This window comes from Streptomyces sp. NPDC054796 (assembly GCF_053611545.1).
The window spans coordinates 1-2746 of the sequence record NZ_JBSHAO010000139.1 but is presented as its reverse complement, the minus strand read 5'-3'; the positions used below and the strand labels follow the sequence as shown (position 1 = coordinate 2746).

The following is a 2746-nucleotide window of genomic DNA, read 5'->3' as shown; positions in this document are numbered from 1 at the left end:
TGGGGGCACCTGAGCGGAGGGCGCTTCGCCGCCCTCCTCGCCGAGGACACACCGAGCGACCTGCTGAACACCCTCGCCCGGCGGCCCACCGCCATTCAGGACGCCCTCCCCGCACAGCTCTCTTTTCCTGCTCTGCGGACCGAAGCCGCGCACATCACCCGCACCCCGCAGTTGACCGCGCCGCTGATCTCCCTCGCCGAACACCGCGACCCCGGCCCGGACCTGATCGCGCTCGATGACCTCGCCGTCGTCTGCCACCGCGAGCGGCTCATGCTGGTCTCGCGCTCGCGCGGTCAGGTCCTGGAAGCCGCGATCCCGCATCCGCTGCAGATCGAGTGCCAGACCCCGGCCCTCGCCCGGTTCCTCGACGAGCTCCAGCGCGGGCAGAGCAGCCGCCTCATCGACACTGCCCTGGGCTCCTGGGACTGGGGAGCGGCACGTCACCTGGCGGTGCGCCCACGGGTGCGGTACAGGCGCAGCATCCTCAGCCCCGCCACCTGGGTCCTGGACCACGCCGGCCTGCCCGGCAAGGGAGCCTCCACCGGCCAGTGGGAAGACGCGCTGGGCGACGTCCTCACCCGGTGGCAGATCCCGGACCGCGTGTATCTGGAGTACCTCGACAGTCGGCTGCGGCTGGACCTGACCGAGCCGGTGCACCGTGCGCTGCTGCGAAAGCGGGTCGACCAGCCTCACCCCTGGGGGCAACTGCTGCTCATCGAGGCCGAGGCGCCGGACGCGTACGGCTGGTGCGCCGGACGCGCCCACGAGGTCATCACTCTGCTCGCCTCCACGGCCGCGCCCCGCCCGGCCCCGGACCTGCGCTCCACTGCGGCCGTTCGCCGCGGTGACCGCCATCCGCCCGGCGCCTCCCGCTACCTGGCCGTCCGGCTGCGCGGCCGGCCCCAGGCCCGGCATGCGCTGATCACCGACCACCTGCCCGCGCTGCTCGACGAGTTGGGCCAGCCGCCGTGGTGGCTCACCCCGCACGACCAGCCGTATCCCCACCTGGTCCTGACCCTCCGCCTGCCGGACGCCGCCGCGGCCTGCGCCGCGCTGCGCCCTCTCGGCCGCTGGGCGCAGCACCTGGTGGAGACCGGCGCCGCGGGCGACACCGAACTGGTCCCCTACCACCCACACCGGGGCCGGTGGGGAGACGGCGCGCTGCTGACAGCCGCGGAGAACGTCCTCGCCGACCACGCGCCGGACCCCGCACACATCCCCTGGCGCCTGGCCCGCGCCGTCGCCCTCGCCGCGCATCAGGACTCCCCCCGGCCCTCCTGACCCGACCAGCCACCACCAGCCGAACCACCCGCGTGGATACCGCACACACCTGTGACGAACGGAATATCCCCCTATGCACCAGATAGCTGAGCTCTCCGCTCCGGCCGGTCACCGGATCGCCGGTGTGCCCGCGGCCGTGCCGCCCGCGCACGACCAACATCCTCTCGGCGCCGCCTACCTGCGAGCCCTGCGGCTGAGGGACCGCACCTGGACCCTGCACGCGCTCGCCCCGCACGAGGTGCGGGTGGCCCGCTACGTCCTGGTCCACCCGGGCCAGGCCCCGGCCAGCCGACTCAACCAGGCTCAGTCCCTCATCGCCCGCGAGGGCTGGTGCGAGACCCTGGCCACCGTCGACGACACCGCCACGACACCCCCGCTGCTCCGGCCCCAGCTCAGCCGCCTGATCAGCGCGATCCGCCACGGCGACCTGCACGGCATCGTCACCGTCTCCGTCACCGACATCGACGCTGTCCCCGGCATCTACACGAACGTCCTGGCCGAGATCCGGGCGGGCGGCGGCTTCCTCGCCCTCGCCCGCGACGAGACGGACATCTGATCAACAACACGCACCGCAGCGCCTCTGGGCGCCAGTCTCCTCCGACGAGTTCCACGGACCGTGCGCGGTAACCGGCACCGCCCGCCACTGCGGGCCGGGCTGCGGTCGGCCACGAACATTCCCTCGCCCCCAGCCCCAGCCCCTGCCACGCCCCACTCATGTTCATGTCCAAAGACGAGTCCCTCTTGGAGTGAAGTGCGCATGACCCCGCGCAACGACGGCGAACAGCACAGCCGTGCAGGCGTCGAGTACGCCCGCGATGCCCTGGAGATGGCCCTGCACGCGGCGGGCCTGCCCCTCAGCCTGTACGTACCGGTGCCCACCGGCACCAACCCGCCACGGCTCGCGTTCGGCACCACGGATGCGGACACCGCCCTCGCCCTGACCACCCTGATCCACAAAGGACTCAAGGAACACCACCGGGCCCGGCGCAAGCTGGGTGCGGCCCTGGAGCGGCACGGCCTGCGCGCCCCCGGCCTGGCCGTGTGCCAGGGCACGGTGGTCATCGGGGAGATCCCGGTGGAGGATGCCGCCGCTCTGGCCCACCTGCTGGGGGAGCCCACCGGCGGGCTGGACTTCTACGAGCCGCGCGAGGGGCCCCGCATCACCGGGCTGCTGTACCGGGCCCTGACGGACCTCCTGGGCCACGCCGTAGATGTGGCCTACCACTCTTTCTGCCGACGGTGCCACAGCTTCCCCGCCGTCGAGGTCGGTGCGCTCGATCCCGGTGCCGCCCGGCGTCTTGCCGCCGCCCTGCGCAAGACCGCCCCGGTCGACCTCGGCCTCCATGCCGACCTCGGTACAGGTGCGGGGGAGGCGGCGTGAGGTCCCGTGTGGGCACCTACAACCTCCTCAACGGCAGCGGCGACCGGTGGCGAGGGCAGATGGAGATGCTCGCCGCCCTGGAGC

At 73.1% G+C, this 2746-nt stretch carries 3 protein-coding genes; all 3 read left to right on the top strand.

The window, feature by feature from the left end:
• Positions 1 to 1281, top strand: a 1281-nt coding sequence (locus tag ACWGJ2_RS40160) for a lantibiotic dehydratase (RefSeq protein ID WP_453351368.1), incomplete at its 5' end; no start/stop codon positions are given.
• Positions 1282 to 1354: 73 nt separating this feature from the next.
• Entirely contained in the window at positions 1355 to 1837 is a 483-nt protein-coding gene (locus ACWGJ2_RS40155; RefSeq protein ID WP_453351367.1) for a hypothetical protein, read from the top strand.
• Between the two features lie 201 nt (positions 1838 to 2038).
• Entirely contained in the window at positions 2039 to 2662 is a 624-nt protein-coding gene (locus tag ACWGJ2_RS40150) for a hypothetical protein (RefSeq protein ID WP_453351366.1), read from the top strand.
• The last annotated feature ends 84 nt before the right edge of the window (positions 2663 to 2746 follow it).

Coding starts and splice junctions, on each gene's coding strand:
- ACWGJ2_RS40155 (WP_453351367.1), top strand. CDS start 1,355: ATGCACCAGATAGCTGAGCTCTCCGCTCCGGCCGGTCACCGGATCGCC.
- ACWGJ2_RS40150 (WP_453351366.1), top strand. CDS start 2,039: ATGACCCCGCGCAACGACGGCGAACAGCACAGCCGTGCAGGCGTCGAG.